This is a genomic window from Butyrivibrio sp. AE3006, assembly GCF_000424165.1.
In the GTDB taxonomy this organism is placed as follows: Bacteria; Bacillota; Clostridia; order Lachnospirales; family Lachnospiraceae; genus Butyrivibrio.
Map to the genome: position 1 here is coordinate 115,363 of NZ_AUJJ01000012.1, position 19,959 is coordinate 135,321.

Here is a 19,959-nt window from a genome sequence, read left to right on the forward strand (position 1 = left end):
AAGTCCCCTTTAATCCTTAAAATCCGGAATAACACCGATTACTGTCAGCTTATCACCAATTGTTGCTTCATGTATTGAGCGAACCCTTTTGTCCATTATTACAAGTACAATAACAGCTACACAGGCCAAAACAAATCCTGCTATAAAAAATGCGATTCTAATTTTCCATGCTGATTGCAAAGCATTATGTGATACATAATAAGAATGCGCATTATCCAGAACTTTTACGGCATCCATCTGTAATATATTAGCCATTTCAATTGTATATGCCTGGGCCATAGCATCCGCCATTGCCATTGATACTTCCGGATCATCTGTGTCAGCTGTAAATGAAATGATTGCCGCTGAATTAGTCTTAACAACAGAAGTAGTAATTTCATCGTCATCAGAAGATGATACATATACACTGCTCTGAATATCATCAGCTTCTATATCACCTCTACCTAATATAAGAGCTGCTCTCTGACATACCTTATATGATTTTGCCACATCCATATAAGCGTTCATCGCTGTTACTGCCAAAGTCGCATCTGAATACGAATTAACTGCGGAGGCATAAACTGATGCAGTTGCCCCGTATCTGTCCTCTCCTTTATCAAGAGTTAATCCAAATCCTGCTATAAAAAACAATATTGAGATTATTAAAATATAGATAGCGTTTTTCCATAAAGCACGTATACACCTAAAGACATCTATTTCTAATTCATTTTTAAACATTTAGAATCCTTCCTTATAAGATATTAATTATTGATACAAAATCCATAGAATTATATCATTTATAATTGAAAAAGTATATTAGCAGTTTTATACCTCCAATATTAAATTTAACTGAGAAAAGGACTATATGTAATAATAAAATATATGTTATTTTGCACATTTCCAACTTTTCATAATTAAAAACCCCAGTATTTAAGCATATTGGCCATTTCTTAATATTTTTTTTCGAATTTTAATATTATTTTTGTTGATTTAAATCATAATTCATAGTACATTATACATGTAATTAATTAATATGATTTCTCTTTGACGACTAGAACTTGCAACAACGGAGGACACACTAATATGAAGATTAATCCTATTAAAACACTTATTCTATTTACATTAAGCACTTCTCTTTTTATAAGTAATGTTACTTATTCAAATGCACAAACCACTTCAACAAGTCTCGAACGTGAAGAAATCCTTGCGTTTAATAATACTTCAAGTGATTCCTCAGTTATACGCTGGAGTTCATATCATCAATCTACTATAGACATTCAGGACAATGTCCACGATGGAAATATTCCTGTTTCTTTACTTAATGATCCCGTTTATTGTTCAATGAATTTACCTTCCGAATCCCGTTCTGACGAGATGATTCGTGCTTATCGCGACAATGGTCTTACTATCGGAAGAGTTCCCTCTAATGCATCATTTCTACTTGGTTTTGGTGCTATAGAAGATACCACAGGTATGGAATTGCCGGATAAATTTTCAGTTTATCTTGGACAGATGAAATTGTTTGCTTTCTCAAAATCACAAAACAAATGGATTACCATAGAGTCTCAGCCCTATCCGAGAGGAATTTATATCTATACCTTACCCTGGACCACAACAGTTGCTACAAAATGCGAACGTGTTACTAATTATAGTAATTACGTAAGAGTTGATCTTACAAAAGAAGAGCTTCAGGGAAATTGCCTCCACTTCTGGGAAGGCAAAGCCAAAGTGAAAAATGATGACTATCTTTACTATGCTGCAAGTTACGATGTATGGGTTAGCAGCAATGCAGCCGGTAAACTCACAGCTACAGGAGGTATTGATACAAAAGACTCAGCCTGCATTCAGACTATAAATCAGTTAAACACAACTCGTGGCTATAGTTGTTCAGAAACATGCAAATCCGTATGGGGCAATACTATACCTAACAGCGAATACGAAAAATGTAATTCAAGTGTACTCAACAGTCTTTATGGCAACGTAAATTATCCCTATACTGCATCATCCGATAACGCATGGATAAATGGTGCATCATCTGCCGAAGATACTTCTTCTATTGAAGAGAATATTTCTTATGAAGAAATCATCCCCAAAGACAATTCAATCAATAATGAAGACTCAGAGAGCAAAAACGAACCGGAAGTTATTCCTACTAGCATAACTAAAGTCACTTCTACCGATGACTCAGTTACAATAAAATGGAAAAAGCAGCCCAAACAGTCCAGTGGCTACCAGATTCAGTACAGCTCTGATAAGAAATTAAAGAAGAAAGTAAAAACAGTAACTATAAACAATCCTAATAAGGGCACAAAAAAGATAAGCAAAATCGAGCAGGATAAAAACTACTATGTAAAAATCCGTTCTTACTATAAGGTTGGTTCAAAAATCGTTTACTCAAAGTGGAGTAAAGTTAAAAAGATCCGAACCAAGTAAAATTATTAAAGCTAAAAACGTGGCACCGATTACATAATGATCGGTGCCACGTTTTAATTAATATACTCTTTTTGCTATGTCCAGATAATAATCCTGTAACAGATGATACGATTCATTTATATCGTACTTATTATCCATGATCCTGTTATTTTGTCTGTCACTTACATCAACATTATTTACTATGAATTGTGCCCACTCTGATGCTTTTTGATGTAAAGGTAAGAAATATGTATTTTCACAAAATGAAACCTCTTTTGGTACTTTATCAGAAAAGAAACAAGGCAATTTGGTAAACTGTGCTTCTATTCCGACAACAGGTACCCCTTCAAAGAATGAAGGCATCACAAAGGCATCCATTACCTGATAAAGTTCATCCACATCTGTACGTTTGCCTAAAAATCTTACATTATCATCAAGACCCTTACTATTAACAAGACGTCGGATCTCCTGTTCTTTCTCTCCTACTCCGATTATAAGTAATTGTGCATCTGGGATAAGCTTTGTAATTTCTGCAAATATTTCTATTAAAAAATTATGATTCTTTTGATATGAAATACGGCCAATATGTCCGACTACAAATTGATCCTTTAGTCCTAATTCCTGCCTCTTCTGAATCCTTTTATCCCCATCAAACACAAAATCAGTATTGTCTATTGCATTAGGAATAATCCTGAAATCCTTATTGCCAAACAAAAACTGTCCGGCCTCTTCTCCACAGGCTAAAAAATCTGTTGCAACACCTGTAATTCTCGACCGATAATACATCTTTAACAAATATTTAAAATCACGATCAATGGAAGTATTATGACTGTGGGCAATTCTTACCGGTACACCGTTTTTCATCCCTGCCTTTAAAGGAATATAACTCATAGCATCTATATGTGAATGCATGATTTTGTATTCATGATGTTCTTCAAAAAAGGCTTTCATAAATCTAAAATAAGCACCATAGTTTTGAGGATACAATCTTGGAGCATAATAGACTTTTCCGCCTAAAGACAGGATCTCATCGTCATAATCATCTTTATCAGGTCTGTGTGTAAGAAAATCGAACTGAATCTCGCTTCTGTCAATATGTCTGTAATAATTCATGAGCATTGTCTCAAGCCCTGCTCTATGCATATTATTAACCACTTGTAAAATTCTAATCATATTCTTTAACCTTTATTTCTTATTTGGCCTTCTAAATATCCCCTGTAATCACAGAGTCAGAATATTTAAAAATTTAATATACCCTTTTCATAGTGTATAATAAAATGACCGGCTACCATATACTTGAAAATATGGCGCAAAATATACTATTTATTACTTGATCAGGAGTCATGCAAACGATGTTTGTGTTTTTACTAATATTTTCTATCGTTTTATTCCTTTTAAACATATATTGCTTTAAAAACAAGCTTTATCCATGCCTGATAATTCCATGTCTGCTCTTTTTACCGGAATATTATGGATTTGATATTTCACCTGATCTCCCTATAATAACTGTAAGCAGAATCATGCTTGTGGTGTTCTATATTTACGCTTTAATCAACCGAAAGAAAAATGTATCCATAAAGGAATGGCTGACAAAACCCCCATTTAGGACAATATTTCTTGTGGGATACTTTATTTTTAGAATTATAAGCAATATCTTCTATCTCTCAAAATACTTTCAGGCAACAAAAACGATACTTGAAATTCTTTTCGAAGAGTTATGCCTGATCATCGCGTTCTTCTTGTTACAACCGGACAGAAACGAAATCATCAAAATCATTAAATCCATCGTATTTACCGCATCCGTTCTTTTTTGGGTGGGCGTTTTTGAGAGTTATACTTATATCAGACCATTCCAGGCACTATATACTGTAAATCGCGAAATGAACAACGATTTCTATGTAAGGTTGGGCTTACTCAGGGCAACAACGACCATGGGCCTTCCTGTTTTTTATGGAAATATGTGCATTATGATCTTCCCTCTTGTTCTGTATTTGTATAACCTTAAAAAGAACAAGTTATATCTTGGAATAATCCTTGTAAATTTTCTCGCAACAATACATTCCGGATCCAGAGCGGATATTATATTTTTCTTTGCAATCACTTTTGTTTACCTGATCTATCTTTATATAACAAAGCAAAAGATAATCCCTGCTCTAAAGAATATAGCTATTCTTAGCGTATTATTCCTGCTTTTAATTTCTTTTTACTCGATGCTTAGTCCGTATGCAAAATACTTCTATGAAGGCTCAGCAAAAGCGGTTCTGAATGAATTTGGTTTTGAATTTGACATTGATTCATCAGCCCCCTATGGAATTGACGGATTTGGTGACAATAAATATGGTGTATCATCCAGAACATTCCAATTAACCGGAGTCAAATATGCATTTTCCAAAAATCCCATATTCGGTTTAGGTAATGGTGCCCTTAAAAACGGAGATGTTCTTTACAACGGTTGGGGAAAATGGGTTCCCTTTTACTCATTCGATATGGGTATAGTACAAATCCTGATTTCAGAGGGTATCCTCGGTATGCTCGGCTATATCTCTTTATTTATCTATTTAGCATTATTGGCATACAATCAGAGAAGCACCCAGGATAAAAAACTGTTTATCGTTATGGCCATCATGCCGATTGCATATTTAATGTCAACCCTATCGACTGCAAACATGAGCAACTTCCTTTTCTGTATGGTCACTCAATGTGTTGTTTTTTCACTCGACTCAGAGAAGGATAATAATTCGGTGCACCTTTAATCTATCAAATCCATATACTTTGCTATTACATCCTGATTGCCGTATTCACGTTCACTTAAATACTGATGCAAATGTGTTCTGAGTTCTTCACTGTTCAGTAATTTCTCTACACCATCTGCGATGCCTTCCGGATTCATAGATACCACTATGCCCTCATCACCATCTTTTATCTGATCAGCTACGGTAGGATAGTTAGTTGCAATAATTGGTATTCCCAGGATCTTTGCCTCATCAATAACAACCGACTTTCCTTCATATCGTGATGGTTGTATGAATACCGTTGCATTTTTTATATATGGATATGGATTTTCCTTGGCACCCACCATAATAAAGCTATCCTGAACATCACATTTTTCTGTCTGCTGCTTCAGCTGCTCCTCCAAATCGCCCGATCCTACGAGATACCACTTGAATGGAACACCACGCTTTTTTAATAATGAAGCAGCTTCAATCGCCATATCAAAGCCCTTTTCTTCATTCATTCTCCCGACAGATACGATACAGTTGGTATTCAGATCATATTCTTCAGGAACAAACTCTGATGCTCTCTTTTTTACCACCACAGATGAAGTGATATTTTCAATCATATATATTTTATCTTTAAACTCAGGAAATTCTTCGTTCAGAATGTTAGCGCAGGTATCGGAGATAGTAACAATACCGTTGACTCTTTCAAAATAACTATGGTCATATTCTCTGGGATTGCCCGCCGAGCGATAATCCGTATGAATCCATACCAGCTTTTTATCTGCATCAACTTTTTCATCTATAAAATATAAAACCTCGCCGGAAATATATGCCAGCGCTACATCATATTTCTTTTCCAGCTTTTTGATTTTTTTACCATAGAAATGTTTCCACCTAAAAGCTCTCATTTCCTCTACATTATTTGAAAATATAGAAGAAATACCATTTGCTATAAGCTTATAGGGAAGCAGTAATCCGGCATCGGAAAGTGAACCATACAACCTTTTTACGTCGGATGGGGTCTCAAGAACAGTGAACTCCGAAGGAACCTGCGCCAAAAACAAGCCTCGTCTCTTAAATAAAAGAACATCTATCTCATATTTCCCTTTTGGAAGTTCATTTAACATATTTACAAGGCTTTTTTCTGCACCACCATTATAGAGGGTTGTCATCACTATTAATAATTTTTTCATTTATCGTCCTATGATGCTACTAAAAGCAAATAACATCATATTTCCTTTCTAATATATCCACAATCACACAAATAGCATTCTGTTAACTGCGTATATGCCACAAATATATTGCAAATGCCATTTTATGTTTCATTAAAAACAGCATCAACCGTTTCTTAAATCCACAATCATTGCATTTATAATTTGCCAATGCAATCCTTAATTTATTGTGGTTAAGTACTCCTTTAATCTTTCTTAATGCCTCGCTTCGAGGATGCGTATTATTCACGGTGCATTCATTCTTTATAACCACATAAAAAGTTTTACCTATATAAGAATCATATAATTCATTTTCTAAATCAGAATACTTATTCTTCTTTTTTGCAAAATTCACCATTTTGCTATTTAACGCTTCATACTGTTCAAATATTTCATATCTGTATCTGCGGCTCAAACTACCATCTCGAAAATCATAATCATATAACGCATTATCGATAACCTTCATACTTTGCGCCGTCAAATATACCTGAAAATTGTATAAATAATCTTCGCTGGCTATCTCTCTTTCAGAAACAAATCGGATCTCATTCTTATTTAAAAACTCCAGATTATAAATATGTGACCAGGCTGAAAAATTCACCTGTCCTGTGTTGATAAGGGCTTCCTTGACTATGAAAGAGCTAATGTCATTGGCATCGTATTGTCCAACCGGGATAGATGATTTCCAAATTTCACCATCAGGTCTGCTAATATAATTGAACTTCAAAACATCACAGGGAAATTCACATAAACAACGGTGCAAAAGTGAAAGTGCTCCCTGCTCGATCCAATCATCAGGGTCTATAAAAAATATATATTTTCCCGTTGCTACATTGACACCGGCATTACGGGCACTGGACAGGCCACCGTTTTCTTTATGAATAACGGATATCCTACTGTCTGTCGTTTCCAATTCATCACATATCTCTGCACAACCATCAGTTGAACCATCATCTACAAGGATCATCTCGTAATCATCAAAATCCTGCTTCAAAATGGAATCCACCGATCGTCTGATATAATCTTTGATATTATATACCGGCAAAATAAGACTAAAAAATGTCTCTTTCATTTATCTTCTTCTCCAAAAATATACTAAATAGAAATTATCTTTTTATCATTTTTTTTACCAGTGCCAGAGCTTCCTTATACTCATGAGTTTTGCAATATACTATCAAAAACAGTAGATTACAGAGAATCACGCATATAATTGCTCTTACAATCAGCTGAAACAACAGACTCATATTTGCCGTAAGACTACTACTTAATAAATAGACTATGGCAGTACTAATAACTGTAACCAATGTGTACTTCAAAATATTCATTATATACATTCTTTCGAATGTTTTAGGAAACAAAGTGGAAAAAATATTTCTTAACAACCACGGAGCTCCAATAAATAATACTGAAAGTAATGTGGAAAGTATTACTCCGTATATTCCCCAAAACTTTACGATAACGATGTTTAATCCCAGATTCGTTAATGCTATTGCCAATGGTCTGAAGCGATCATCATGCCATAACCCTGCAGCATCCTTATAAACATTCATTACCCTATATAATTCCCAAACAAAAAAGAATGCGCTGATAAGGATAACAAACTCAAAGGACAGCATATTCTCTTTTTTGGCCCATAATTCCATAAAAGGCTGATACATACATACAAGACAACAGGTACAAAAGCCTGACACCCAAGCAATAATAAACGTGAATTTATTTAAGTCATTATAGTTTTTCTCAGGTGTCTCTGTAATTATACTGTTCCCGATTCCTGCCATACATGCCGCAAAAACTATCTGAATTATTCCAATCAATGAGTTGACTACATAATAGTAATTCTGATAAATACCAACCATTTCCAGTCCTAAAAATGCTGATATCACCAGAGAGTCAGCTGATGAAAAAATAACGCCTCCGAATTTGGCAGTAAACAAATCTCTTATTTGCCTGTTAATACTATGCAATTCTTCCTTTGGTAAGCTTCCTTCAGGGTGATAGTCCGGGAACAATTTATTGGCAAAATAGGCTGTTATAATATTTGTCAATATCTGAATAAACAGCGTAACCATTACAAAAGTGTAGTAATTATGAGTAAATATCAGCAAAACAATCTGGAGAATATTTTGTAATAAAGACATTGATATATTTACTTTACTTGCTACATCCTCCCTTTGATGCGCAGACAGAATACTATTTTTGTATGCAAACAACCAATAAGATAGTACCGTAGCTCCAAGATTAATTATATAAAGTATATAAATATTAACATCAGCAGGAACATCACCTTTAACCAATTTGGGAATAAATGGTATAAGTATAAGTCCAAGCATTAGTATTACGAAACCTATTATTCTGTAATACAATTTGTAAAGTGCCATCAAAGCACATACTTTTGAATGATCATCCTCTGCTATTGGTTTATACATGCTATAAACCATCGCACTGCCTACACCCAATTCTGCCAAATTCAAGACTGACAAAATCGATGTAAACAAACTTGATAGCCCCAAATACTTCATTCCAAGAATATAAATAATGGCTGTTCTTGTAATAAACGGAAGGACTATTTGAATTATTTTCATCACAAGTCCAAAAACTATATTTCTGGACGCATTTTTTGTTCTATTAGAATTCATTATCATCTCCAGATTTATATTTCTTTATATAAATCATTCTTTTAATCAAAAATTTTATAGGTCCACCCATTTTTTTTCTAAATTGTCTTTCAACACCACGGTAACCTTCACTACGATATATGGATAAAATATGATCTCTTTCATCAGGCTCCTGACTAGGTACCCTTAATTGTTTATTTTTAGCAGCTATCTTTGAATAATCTGATGAAACAATATTAAGAAACTCCAGGTTTTCTCTAAGAAGTTCTTCACCTTTATCTGTATTCACCAATAATCCAGACCAGCATTTTGACAAATCAATGCGACCTTCATTAACGTCATCTGAATGCTGCTCTTCGATTCCCCAAAAATCGCCTATAGTTATATCAGCAACTCGCATTTCACATGCATATGGGCATGAATAGCAATTTTTCCTATATATCACCCCATCTAAAAAAAGCTTGTAATATGATAAAAGTGCATGCGGTATTAAATAATAATATTTTACGCAGTAGACAGCAGCATTGAATTCCTTCGTATTTTTCGATTTAAAGCGAAAAACAAATCTGGAAATCTTAGCATTTAAATCTTTCTTTAATTGTCCTAAGAATTCGTTGAACATTTTTTGAGAAGGCACACCATGGCATATCAAATCTATTGTATAAAGATTATCGGGATTACCGGTAATAGTTTTTAAAGCATCTACCTGACATGGTGTCCCACTAAAAAGTACTTTTTGCCCACTATTAAGTAAATTTATGATTTCGCCAAAACTCATATACGCATCTGATTGAACATATTTAGAGCCTTGAATTTTCTTAAGAGTAGCTACATCATTTCCAATAACATGTCTTACCGTATATAAATCATCTGTCATAATTTCAGCTGCCCCGCATATATGGGCGCCACTACTTATAAATGAAGCAGCTATAGCAGAAAACACTCCTCCGGATGCACTTTTTCCGTACATCTTATCATTTGTATTTATAGCAGCATATCCTATTAAGGGCTTATTTTTCCATTTTGACTCTTTTTTGTAGCTACAATTATTTAAGCATTTTCCACATTTTATACATTTGTTACTATCTATAACAGGATATATATAACCACATTCATCCTCTTCCATAGTAATAGCTGATTTAGGACATATTACGGCACATGCGCCGCATCCACAACAACTACTAGGATCATCCGCCAGATCAATATGTTCCTTCATTTGTTTTCTCTCCAAATTATTTTGCAAGTTCGATACACTCTTTGATATATTTCTTACTCTTCTTTCTCTCAGTTTCAAGAATTGAGTCTACTTTATCATAATCAATTTCTTTATTGATCACATCTTCTAACTTTGAAATATCTTCTAACTTCCTGTCTTCAAGTTGTAAATCCGCTAAAAGATTAGTCATTTTATTCTTGTTTGTTGCTCTGATAATTGAAACAAACTTTTTATGATTGATAACAGAAAAGATAGTTCCATGAAAAGTATCTGTCACTATATATTCAGCATTATAAAAATAATCAAGAACGCGAAAGGGATCTGCCGGAATAAATAGATCGCACCAATACAGAACTCCTCCACAGCAAACCGTCTTTAGTCCATGATTCTTAGCAAAGTTTTTAATTGCATCTATCTCTTTTTTTGACCGTATCCTGTCATTATATGCGTAAACGATCATATAATTTTTTAAGCCAACAGTTTTTCTAACCTGTCCGGGCAAAGGTCCGACAAGTACAGGATCCAAATTATACTCTATTTCACCATCATACAAATGAGAAATATATTCCTTTGTTCCCAAATCCCGAACCGAGAGTTTCTTAAAATTACTCAGGCATTTCTTAACATCATCAACATGATTGTGCGGAATTCCTTCGTAAACAGCGCTACCGCATGATGCTGCATATGTAACGATAGCCTCAGCGTTGTCTACTTCACCATACAATTGCTTTCTAATCCTGTTAGTACATTTGAAAACCTCATCACTGCCGACAAAAACCAAATCATAGGTCTTGCACGAAGTATCTTCAGTCATTCCTAATTCAGTTTTCCAAAATTCTCTGATCTTTCTAAAAAAAGAAAACTGCTGAATTCGATACATCACATATTTTTTAGCTTTATCAAATAAAGGATTAGCAAAATAAGATTCCTGGGCATAATCATCATCATCCTGCACCGGCATGCACGCTTCAATGAATGGTTCTTCTTTTATATCCAGGAAATCCGCACTTTCTCCGCTAAGTTCTCTTATTATTTCACGTAAAGAATACGCCTGTAGCACTGATCCGTAATTTAATACTCTTTGCATCGATAAGATAGCAATTCTCATTATTTTTTCCCTTTTCTCTCAAAATAAAAAATACTTTTTGGTTCTTTCTTGTATATATTTTGTTGAATGCTATCATCAAAGCCGAACATAAGAAGTGCTATTACAACTAAGAATTTCAAATTAAGAGTCACTTCTACTGAAGAAAGAATAACATACATGTATGCCATAAAAAGAAATCCCGCACACTGTTTCTCATTTGTATTCTTAAAAGCTATATATACAATTATTAAAATCAATACAGTCCCAACAATTCCAAAGGATAGCAATATATCCGCCAAACCATTCTGAAGGTCAGCCATGCCGCCTGTAAATAACATAGCGGCAACGTAATTATTTGAATATCCCACCCCAAAAACCGGCTTGTACATGATTGCCGGTAAAATACCCTGAAATCCTGTCATTCGGCCTGAGAGAGTCATATCTTCATGTAACACTTCGACAATAATATATTTAATAGGTTCATAATAGATGATATTCGAAAATAATATCAGTATTGTAGAAGCAACAAACAACATTATCAAAAAAACAGTGTACCTCTTTAGTATTTGTATTATAGAATCTTTAAATTCATACATTGAAAGCAGCACTATCACTCCAACAACTGCTGTTGAACATTCACTATATATACAGATTGCAATCGTCAAAATGACGTGAAAAAGTATGACAACCTTTGCTTGCGGTTTTATAGAATTAATGTAAAGAAACAGCACCAAAGTAAGAATATGTAAATATGAAAGGTTAAATTTATTACCAACCAGATAGTTTCCTATTCCAACATATTTAGCACCGGTCATAATGCCGGTTATATCCGAAATAATGCAATAAAATGCTCCGCATATATAAAGGGTTCTGATAACCTCCAGAATATTACCTTTAACTTTCTCGCATTCAAGAACATAAAACGGGACTATGAATGTCGCCACAACCACTCCGGCATATCTGACTGACACATCCAAAATATCTCTGTTTACAAGCATAGGTATAAACATTTCCACGGCAAGTAAAGCTACAATACCATTTAAAACCAAATATTCAGATTTCAGAAGAAACTTATAATTCATTATCAAATAAATCGCAATTATCGCAACTAACACATTTTGAAATAAATTATAATTTCCTATTCGAACTACTACAAATGACACATGAAACAATAAAATAGTTATGAATCTTGATACTAATTTATCATTTATCTCAAATACCATACGAAATATCTCCAAATACTGCATTAAATCACTGCATTGCTCTGCTATTCATATAGAAAACAAAAAAATTTTATGTTAAACTAACATAATCATACGAGGCAGGAGTGCATTATGCTATTAGCAATACTAATAAATTTTCAAAACTTTATAAAGAAATCTCCAATACTTTCTATAGTTAAACAATTCAGATATGTTTTGAACTATTCTTTTTCAAAAGAAATCCTATCGGAAGATTTGGATAAAGCTTATTCAGTTTTAGAATCCAATAATCCTGATCCTGATAGTACATGCATCCATTCCAACAATGTTGATAGCAATCCTCTCTATGATTTACAGATTGTTGTACCCACATACAATACCGAAAAATATCTTGAAGCATGTATAGATTCCATAATAAATCAGGAAACATCTTACACCTGGAAGCTGACAATAGTAAACGATGGCTCCACTGATAACACAGGTGATATTTTATCAAAATACGCAACACATGCTAACATAGAAATTATCAATTCAAAAAATGGTGGACCATCCGCAAGAAATCTTGGAATTCAAAATATAACCGCAAAATACGTTACTTTTATCGATTCCGATGATTATATACCCCAGGGAGCAGTCCAAAGTTTAATGAATTGTGCCTTTAAAAATGACGCTGATATTGTTGAAGGCGCTCACTTCAGACTTTATGACACTTATTCCATAAAATACAACCACTTAAAGGAAGAACGAATCGAAGATACCAGCAAGCTGATCGGCATGCCCTGGGGAAAAGTGTATAAAAGCACGCTATTTGAAAATCTCATCTTCCCAATGTCATTATGGTTTGAAGATTCGATATGTACTTTTTTCCTGTATCAAATGGCTGATAGAATATATACCATTCCCAATTATGTATATTATTACAGAATCGTTGGCAGCAGTATATCCCATTCTTCTGCCAAAAAGCCTAAATCCATAGACACCATATGGGTTACCAGGCTAATACTAAAAGAGTATTCATTATTAGGTTTGCCTAAGGATCTTGCATATCATAATAAAATAATGCAGCAAATCATTTTAAACGAAAAAAGACTCAGTCGTCTGTCTGAAGAAATTCAAAAAGCTGCTTTCACAGTAACCGCCGACCTATTGAGCCGGTACAGTACTGCTTATGAATGCGATAAAAAGTATCATCCTCTTTATAAATTCATAACCTCCATGGATTATGGACACTATAAGCTTTTCTGCGAAACGCACTAATTAGTCAAACATCTAACATAATGCTTTCAAATGAGATAAATCATTTCAATCTCATTTGAAAGCATTATTTTTTACTACATGTACAGGAAATCAAAAATCATCACATTAGTCCATTCTTTTTCAGGAAATCATCCAAGTCCTCATATTGTGGCTCAAAATTCCACACATTTTCACCTGACATAGGCAATCTGGATATTTCCATGAAATACTTCCTGTATTCCTCTGTTCTGGGAGCAAAAAGTCCAATGTATGCACCCATTTCTTTATATGTGGGCTTTCTGTGAAATCTCTCAATTATTCCTTTTGCAAGACAAACCGCTCCATCGTGGTAATGAGCTTCTCTCTTTTTCTTATAGTCTTCAAGTGTACATATCTGTCTTGCAGGGTTACCGGCCCAAACTGTTCCTGACGGAATCTTACCGCTAACCACAGAGCCTGCACCAATAATACAATTATCACCTATCTCAGTGCCCATCAAAATAACTGCTTTCATGCCTATGAAGACATTATTGCCAATTTTTGTTTCTCTGTGATTTTGTGGCATTATTTTATATACATCATTAAGCACAGAATAGCTGAAATCATGAGCCAGAATAAGTACTTCAGGTGTTATTGTAACATTATCTCCTATGCTGATAAGGAAACCGGCCTGAACATCAATTCCTGTGTTCTTCGGATAGATAAAAACAACGTTTTCACCAATCCTTACCCCACGCTCCCTTAAATAATCAATAAATTCATCGGAAGTCATTCTTCCTGTTATCTTTCGTTTGATCAGATCTAAATAGTCCTTCACTAATCTCTCCTTTATATTGTTATGAAACAAATCTACGGAACCAGTCATCCAAGGCAAATAATATCGCGTTAAAACTGTGCAGCATCCGCTATACTATTCATTCTAAAAATCACCCATGCTAACGATACAAAAACAAAAGTGATAGTTTTGTATTGAAAAGCCTTCATTACCATGAACTAAAATTGAATTTGGCTTTCTAACTGCTAATGATGCTCCATGAGGTGTATCAAGCCATCCAACCGGTCTTTCATATGCAAAAGAAACGATATTTACAACAAGAAATACTACGATAGCTGCTATCATTCACCCTACTATCTGATTTATAAACCCTTTCTTCACTATATATTTCCTTTCAATTTTTAAATAAATATCTGCTTCTGTAACAATCAGTTACTATGCTCTATATTTTCTTTTTAAACACAATGGCAGCGATCACCGCTCCAACCAATGTACCATAAGTATTAGTCACTATATCCGTTACTTCAAACCTTCCCGTGGAACTTAGGAGCTGATAATTCTCGATAAGCACGCTGGTAATCATTCCGATTATCGTAGAAATGAATATTCTCAAATAAAGTTTTTTTATTTTAAGAAACGGACAAACTAAAAAGCCCCAGGGGATAAACAGTATAATATTAAGAATACTCATTGTACTGCTCCAAAATGATGGTGTATATCCTCTCAGGCCAAACCCAAGATCCAGATTAAGATAAACCTCTCCTACTTTTGACCCTACAGGTCTTCTTAAAATAGTAAAAGTAAGAATTACAGTTAAATATGCAACAATCAAAAATAAGTGAAGCATTTTCCTGTATGAGATTTTTCTTTTTTTATTTACTATCACAGCTGACAAAAAGATCAAAACCGCCTCGATAATTATCAGCACTGACAGGCTTAATATACTAATCCCTTCTGTTTCTCCGCCAAGTATATATTTAAACAAGTCAAAATAATCATCAAACATATATCAAAATTCTCATTTCGATTTTTCTCTGACAGTACGCTTATCTTTCGTTATTATACCTTATTAAGTCTCTCAACATTAAGAATCGCGTCAATATATAATCTTGCACTCTCACCTGTAACCTGCTCCCAGTTAAATCGTTTATCGCAGTAATTCATTATCTCTTCATCAGTATGGAATATCTCAGGATTCTTTATGCATTCATTAAGCTTTTTTGCAAGGTCATCCACATTGGATTTTTCAAAATACTGAGCATATTCAAGGGCCGCTTCAGAATTTTCCGGTATATTGCTGGCAAGACACTTCCTGCCATAGCTCAGGGCCTCTAAAAGGCTTATGGGCATACCCTCTACATCACTTGGAAGTACATACATATAGCAGTTACTAAACAGCTCTGCCAGAATATGTCCCTGAACAAATCCTGTCATTATAATGCGCTTGTCTTTTTCCGAGTAATCCATTATCTTCTTTACATAGTCATCTGAATGACTTCCGCCACCGGCTATAACAAGCTTAAGATCTGTATCTAACTTAGAAAATGCCTTGACCAGATAAGATATTCCTTTTTCCGGAACAAGTCTTCCAAGATACAGAATGTATTTCTCTTTCTCAAGTCCAAACTTTTTGGTAATAATATCAGGCTCACGGAACTCTGTCTTATTAACTCCATTCGGTATATATATTGTCTCTCTGTGATATGTATCCAGAAAATACTGCTGTACATTTGCAGACAATACTATAACCTCATCCGCATATCTGGCTGCTATATATTCCCCAAATTTAAGGAATTTAGTCGCAAAACCTCCCCACTTTGAACGCTGCCAGTCGAGTCCATGGATCGTAGCGATAGTTCTGATTCCAAAAAAATGCGGAATTATTAACATGGCACAGGGGCCCTCTGCATGATAATGAATAACATCATAATTTCCAAACAGTGCCATAATGGTAGCTAAAAAAGAATACACAACAGCATTTAGTGCCTTCACATCAGGAGTTGGTACCTGAACAATACGTATGCCCTTGTATCTTTTGAGCTTGTGAGCCTCTTTATCGGCATTTTTATCCGCGACGTTTTTTCCTTTTCTATTGTATGCCGTAACCGAGTGCCCCATCTGAACAAGACGGGTGGATAGTTCCTCAACAACTATCTCAATTCCGCCTTCTCTTGACGGTATTCTCTTGTGTCCGATCATTGCAATTTTCATGTTGACGTTTTCCCAAATGTTCTAGTACGAATTTTCGTGTTTAAACAACTGCCCCACAGTTTTGATTATAATCTTAATATCAAGCCAGATACTCCATTTATCAATATATTCGGTATCAAGCTCTACTACCTTATTAAAATCTGTAACACTGCTTCTGCCGCTAACCTGCCACATTCCTGTGATTCCGGGTTTAATACTGATCCTGCGCCAATCGTGCATGGAATATAATTCCACTTCTCCAATAGTCGGAGGTCTGGTTCCTACCACACTCATGGAGCCGAAAAGCACATTAAAAAACTGTGGCAATTCATCTATGCTTGTTTTCCTGATAAATTTCCCTACTCTTGTGACTCTTGGATCATCCTTCATCTTGAACATCATACCGTTTTTGACATCATTGAATTTTTCAAGCTCCGGTCTTAGTTCTTCCGCATCAACACGCATGCTTCTGAATTTCCAAATAAGGAAATGTCGTCCGTTCTTGCCTACACGAACCTGCCTAAAAAACACAGGCCCGGGCGAATCTATTTTTATTGCAATAGCTGTTATTAGCATAATTGGAGATGTCAATATTATAATCACAAGAGAAAAAACAATATCAAACCATCTCTTGAAAATAACAGCGTACTTGTTCATAGTTACAGTATGGAATGTCAAAATCGGATATGTACCTATGCTGCTCACAAACGAAAATGCCTTTCGTCTTCTAAAGGTATCCACAACAATTCGGCAAGTGACACCCATTTCAATACATATATCTACGTATTGCTGCAAAAGAATGATATCCATATCGCGCTTTTGCAAAAAGAATACCTGATCAATGTTGTATTTGCGGATAATTGATTCCAGATTTTTAAGCTTACCAATATATTCTATTGATTTATCATCATCATCCAGACTTATGTAGCCTATCTCGTTTATCTGAATTGAAGTCTTCTCCAGAAAATATCTGAATTTATTATATGAATCCTTGCTTCCTACATATAAAGCTCTTGGAACATGCTTACGTAAAATGAATCTATCAACTATCCCCCTGAAAAACATGATTTCTAAAAAAATTACAACGTAAGTAACTATCGGAAGCGCTAAAACAAGCTCGTTATATATATATTTGTCCAACGAATGATACAGTAACCCATAAGCACATATAAGAGCAAAAATATATGCAAGACTCTCTCTCCTAAGTATTCTATCCAGGTAAAAGAATAATGTAGTATTGTAAACATTAAGTGCTCTGTTAAATAACAGAAAAACCAATGCTGAAACAAGATACACAGGCATCAGTACCTGGATATCACCATTTGAAATGGCACCTCTTCCCCATATTGAATAGGATATAAAAAAAGCTATCGCTATCGAGCCTATATCCAAAAGAATATGAATTATGTCAAATGATGCCCCCGAATTAGATCGATTCATCTTGTCAACAACTCCGCCAAATAATAAAAAGTCTACAGCTTAATTGTGCGCAAAGTATAAAAGCACACAAAATCAATATTACCATAATTATATAACCTTGAAAACCAAAAATCAGTATTTGCAAGACACTTTCTTAAAATAGTAACTTGTAAAACTAAATTCCACCCCTTTAACACACGACATGGAACTTACTAATTCCAAACTCGGGTATGGAATTTACTAATTCTTATTGATATCATCCATAGGTTCATCCACATATGCTCTCCGGCATTAAGGAGGAACTTATGGAATCCACTAATAAGAACAAGCATCTTGATTTAGACAAGCGTTATGAAATCCAGCATGGTTTGGATGACTCTCTCAGCTTTAAAGCCATTGGAGCTGCGATAGGAAAAGACTGTACCACTATTTCAAAAGAAGTCAGAGCACATATCATATATGAAAAGAAGGGCGCTCCTTATCGACCTTTCAATGATTGCGCCAACAGAACACACTGCACTCACTATGGGGATGCCTGTGACGAGTGTACCAGGAAAAACAAAAAGAACTGCAGAAGCTGTGGATCATGCATACCTGCATGTCCGGATTATGAGAAGGAACTCTGTCCTCTTCATACAAAGCCTCCATATGTATGCAACGGATGCAGCGTGAGAAACACATGCACCCTTGAGAAGCATCTTTATAATGCACGCTATGCGCAGAAAGAGTATGAAGACTTAAGGAGTGAATCCCGATCCGGCTTCAACCTCACAGAGAAGGAACTTAAGCAGCTCAATTCAGTTGTAAGTCCCCTCCTTATGAATGGGCAGTCAATACACCACATCCTCACTAACAATCCTGACAAGATACTCCGCTGCGAAAAGACCATTTACACATATGTGGACAACGGACTCTTTGATGGCAGGAACGTTGATATGCCAAGAAAAGTCCGCTTCAGAGTAAGAAAGAACAAATCTGTTCCACTGAAAGTTGATAAGGCATGCCGAAAGGGGCGTACCTACGATGATTACTTAAAATATCGTGAGGAGCATCCGGAACTTCCTGTGGTGGAACTCGATTCAGTTGAAGGCATTAAGGGCGGAGCCGTTCTCCTGACAATACACTTTGTTCTACAGAAGTTCCAGCTTGCTTTTCTTAGACCGGCAAATGACTCACAATCGGTTATAGACATCTTCAATGATATATATGACCTTTTAGGAAAAAAGCTTTTCATGAAACTCTTCCCTATCCTTTTATGTGATAACGGAACAGAATTTTCTAATCCTGAAGCACTCGAATACAGTTCTGATGGCGAGCTGCGCTCAAGAGTATTCTACTGCAATCCATCAGCTCCAAACGAAAAAGGAGCTTGTGAGAACAACCATGAATTTATAAGAAGAGTCATTCCAAAAGGAAAAGACATTGGGAAGTATACTCAGGAACAGATTGACCTGATGATGAATCACATCAACTCCTATAGCCGTCCCGAGCTGGGAAACAAACCACCCTATGCAATGCTCTCATTCATCTATGGCAAGAAGGTATTAAAGCTTTTTAGATTTGAAATCATAAAGCCTAATGACATTATTCTAAAACCTTCACTGCTCAAAAAGGCAAAAAAGAATAATTCATAATGGAGCGGGAACGGAGTCAAGGGACAGTACGCTGGGCGCGTGCGCCCGGGCAGCCCTTGACGCAGTGACACGGATTATCCTGAACTAACAGACAGCAAGCATGCTTGCTGTCCTGCTTCCGGCGAGGACGGGTCTGGGCAGAGCCCAGTTAAAGGGTCAAGGGACTAGTCCCTTGCAGGTTCTTAGGGCGGAGCCCTGAGCCTCCGGAGGACGTTAATCATGTCTCAGCCTGTATTTTGACCATTAACTATTAAATTCCGAGG

The 19,959-nt window shown here is 35.4% G+C and carries 16 protein-coding genes; 4 read left to right on the top strand and 12 right to left on the bottom strand.

All coding sequences use genetic code 11. The features are described 5' to 3' along the window. Positions 1–9: 9 nt before the first annotated feature. Positions 10–717 carry a Wzz/FepE/Etk N-terminal domain-containing protein gene (locus G603_RS0108560; RefSeq protein WP_026669959.1) on the bottom strand — a complete coding sequence of 236 codons (708 nt, stop codon included), beginning with the start codon at positions 715–717 and terminating at the stop codon, positions 10–12. A 345-nt stretch (positions 718–1,062) separates the two neighbouring features. Here G603_RS0108560 and G603_RS0108565 point away from each other — a divergent pair, with 345 nt between their 5' ends. Next, entirely contained in the window at positions 1,063–2,412 is a 1,350-nt protein-coding gene (locus G603_RS0108565; RefSeq protein WP_026669960.1) for a fibronectin type III domain-containing protein, read from the top strand. A gap of 57 nt (positions 2,413–2,469) precedes the next feature. Here G603_RS0108565 and G603_RS0108570 read toward each other — a convergent pair whose 3' ends face one another. Next, positions 2,470–3,564 carry a glycosyltransferase family 1 protein gene (locus tag G603_RS0108570; protein ID WP_026669961.1) on the bottom strand — a complete coding sequence of 365 codons (1,095 nt, stop codon included), beginning with the start codon at positions 3,562–3,564 and terminating at the stop codon, positions 2,470–2,472. Between the two features lie 179 nt (positions 3,565–3,743). On the opposite strand from G603_RS0108570, the gene G603_RS0108575 reads away from it, so the two are divergent. Next, positions 3,744–5,144 carry an O-antigen ligase family protein gene (locus G603_RS0108575; RefSeq protein ID WP_026669962.1) on the top strand — a complete coding sequence of 467 codons (1,401 nt, stop codon included), beginning with the start codon at positions 3,744–3,746 and terminating at the stop codon, positions 5,142–5,144. Here G603_RS0108575 and G603_RS0108580 read toward each other — a convergent pair. The 6 genes from G603_RS0108580 to G603_RS0108605 form a co-directional block, all read right to left on the bottom strand. Then, positions 5,141–6,304, bottom strand: a complete 1,164-nt coding sequence (locus tag G603_RS0108580; RefSeq protein ID WP_026669963.1) for a glycosyltransferase — start codon at positions 6,302–6,304, stop codon at positions 5,141–5,143. The two genes, G603_RS0108575 and G603_RS0108580, sit on opposite strands and share 4 nt — an antisense overlap. 82 nt (positions 6,305–6,386) lie before the next feature. Continuing rightward, positions 6,387–7,394: a glycosyltransferase family 2 protein gene (locus G603_RS0108585; RefSeq protein ID WP_026669964.1), complete on the bottom strand. Its 1,008-nt coding sequence runs from the start codon at positions 7,392–7,394 to the stop codon at positions 6,387–6,389. 34 nt (positions 7,395–7,428) lie between these two features. Next, positions 7,429–8,958 carry a lipopolysaccharide biosynthesis protein gene (locus tag G603_RS0108590; RefSeq protein ID WP_026669965.1) on the bottom strand — a complete coding sequence of 510 codons (1,530 nt, stop codon included), beginning with the start codon at positions 8,956–8,958 and terminating at the stop codon, positions 7,429–7,431. Beyond that, entirely contained in the window at positions 8,948–10,153 is a 1,206-nt protein-coding gene (locus G603_RS0108595; RefSeq protein ID WP_035792577.1) for a Coenzyme F420 hydrogenase/dehydrogenase, beta subunit C-terminal domain, read from the bottom strand. Before G603_RS0108595 ends, G603_RS0108590 begins: the two co-directional genes overlap by 11 nt. A 16-nt stretch (positions 10,154–10,169) precedes the next feature. After that, positions 10,170–11,261 (bottom strand): polysaccharide pyruvyl transferase family protein, encoded by a 1,092-nt coding sequence (locus G603_RS0108600; RefSeq protein ID WP_026669967.1) that lies wholly within the window; start codon positions 11,259–11,261, stop codon positions 10,170–10,172. Continuing rightward, positions 11,261–12,463, bottom strand: coding sequence for an O-antigen ligase family protein (locus G603_RS0108605; protein ID WP_026669968.1), 1,203 nt, complete (start codon positions 12,461–12,463; stop codon positions 11,261–11,263). Before G603_RS0108605 ends, G603_RS0108600 begins: the two co-directional genes overlap by 1 nt. A 111-nt stretch (positions 12,464–12,574) precedes the next feature. Between G603_RS0108605 and G603_RS0108610 the strand changes: the two genes are divergently transcribed. Continuing rightward, on the top strand, positions 12,575–13,699 hold the full coding sequence (locus G603_RS0108610) for a glycosyltransferase family 2 protein (protein WP_026669969.1): 1,125 nt from the start codon (positions 12,575–12,577) through the stop codon (positions 13,697–13,699). Positions 13,700–13,799: 100 nt separating this feature from the next. Here the strand turns inward: G603_RS0108610 and G603_RS19745 are convergent, their stop codons facing one another. The 4 genes from G603_RS19745 to G603_RS0108635 form a co-directional block, all read right to left on the bottom strand. Next, positions 13,800–14,495, bottom strand: a complete 696-nt coding sequence (locus G603_RS19745; RefSeq protein WP_051207656.1) for an acyltransferase — start codon at positions 14,493–14,495, stop codon at positions 13,800–13,802. A 400-nt stretch (positions 14,496–14,895) separates the two neighbouring features. Next, complete coding sequence (locus tag G603_RS21475) at positions 14,896–15,459, bottom strand: VanZ family protein (RefSeq protein WP_026669971.1); 564 nt, start codon at positions 15,457–15,459, stop codon at positions 14,896–14,898. Positions 15,460–15,512: 53 nt separating this feature from the next. After that, a complete protein-coding gene (locus tag G603_RS0108630) occupies positions 15,513–16,664 on the bottom strand; it encodes a glycosyltransferase family 4 protein (RefSeq protein ID WP_026669972.1) in 1,152 nt (383 codons plus the stop codon). Positions 16,665–16,685: 21 nt separating this feature from the next. Continuing rightward, complete coding sequence (locus G603_RS0108635) at positions 16,686–18,083, bottom strand: sugar transferase (protein WP_026669973.1); 1,398 nt, start codon at positions 18,081–18,083, stop codon at positions 16,686–16,688. 284 nt (positions 18,084–18,367) lie between these two features. Between G603_RS0108635 and G603_RS0108640 the strand changes: the two genes are divergently transcribed. After that, on the top strand, positions 18,368–19,696 hold the full coding sequence (locus G603_RS0108640) for an IS30 family transposase (protein ID WP_026669974.1): 1,329 nt from the start codon (positions 18,368–18,370) through the stop codon (positions 19,694–19,696). Positions 19,697–19,959: the final 263 nt, after the last annotated feature.